Origin of the sequence: uncultured Amaricoccus sp., from assembly GCF_937858865.1 — a bacterium.
Lineage (GTDB): Bacteria > Pseudomonadota > Alphaproteobacteria > Rhodobacterales > Rhodobacteraceae > Amaricoccus.
Window position 1 is genome coordinate 1 of record NZ_CALLYO010000216.1, and the last position, 1,502, is coordinate 1,502.

General features: G+C 71.8%; 1 protein-coding gene. It reads left to right on the forward strand.

The annotated features are described in order from the left end of the window. Positions 1–259: 259 nt before the first annotated feature. Positions 260–1,502 (forward strand): UxaA family hydrolase (locus Q0112_RS05850; protein WP_297972695.1); only part of this gene is annotated, 1,243 nt, incomplete at its 3' end.

Genomic DNA, 1,502 nt, shown 5'->3' on the forward strand with positions numbered 1-1,502 from the left:
GGTGGACGCGGACAGCGCGCGAAGCGGCGTGGGTGGTTAGACTAGGTCGCGAAGTCTAGTCGATCGCCATCGCGAACCGTCCCGGCCATGCACGTCCCTGAATTCGACCGCGTCCGCTTCGTGCTGGTCGAGCCGACGCTCGCCGCCGGCGGCGCCCGCGCCGCCGTCTCCCGCTTCGGTGCATGACAGGCGCCGGGGCGATGCTATGCTCAAGCCCGCGCGGGGGTCCGCCCGCGCCACGAACCGCCAGGCCGAACCCATGCTCGACTCCGCCACTTCGCCCCTCTTCCTCCACCCGTCCGACAACGTCGCGATCCTGACCGCCCGGGCCCCGCAGGGCGCGCGCCCGCTCGGCCTCGGGGTGGAGCTCGCCGGCCCGGTGATGCCGGGTCACAAGATCGCCCGCGAGGACATCGCCGAGGGCGGCGCGATCACCAAGTTCGGCCAGGTCATCGGCTATGCCACCCGGCCCATCGCCGCCGGCGAGCATGTCCACACCCACAACTGCGCGTTCGGCGCGCACGACCAGGACTACCGCATCGGCGCCGAGCTCGAGACCGCCCGCGCCGCCATCCCCGAGGTCGCGCCGCGCACCTTCACGGGCTACCGCCGCGACAACGGCCAGGTCGGCACCCGCAACTACATCGCCGTCTGCGCCACGGTGAACTGCTCGGCCACCGTCATCCGCCGCGCCGCCGAGACGGTCATGGCCTCCGGCATCCTCCGCGACTACCCGAATGTCGACGGCGTCGTCGCCTTCGCCCACGGCACCGGCTGCGGCATGGCCGCCTCCGGCCCCGGCTTCGACAACCTGCAGCGGGTGCTCTGGGGCCACGCCACCCACCCGAACACCGGCGCCGCCGTCTTCGTTGGCCTCGGCTGCGAGGTGATGCAGGTGGCGCGGATGAAGTCCGCCTTCGGCTCGGTCGGCGCCGAGCGCTTCCACGGCCTCACCATCCAGGACACCGGCGGCACCACCAGGACGATCGCCCGGATCGTCGAGCAGATCCACGAGCTCCTGCCCTCGGTCAACGCCATCTCCCGCGAGCCCATCCCGGCCTCGGCGCTCAAGGTGGCGCTCGAATGCGGCGGCTCGGACGGCTTCTCCGGCATCACCGCCAACCCGGCACTCGGCGTCGCCTCCGACCTCCTCGTCGGCCTCGGCGGCACCGCCATCCTCGCCGAAACCCCGGAGATCTACGGCGCCGAGCAGCTCCTCCTCCGCCGCGCCGTCAGCCCGGAGGTGGCGCAGAAGCTCATCGACCGCATCCGCTGGTGGGAGAACTATACCCAGATCAACGGCGGCTCGATGGACAACAACCCCTCGCCCGGCAACAAGGCCGGCGGGCTGACCACGATCCTCGAGAAATCCCTCGGCGCCGCGGCCAAGGGCGGCTCCACGCCCCTCACCGACGTCTTCCAGTACGCCGAGCAGGTGACGACCCCTGGCTTCGTCTTCATGGACACCCCGGGCTACGACCCGGTCGCCACCACCGGGCAGA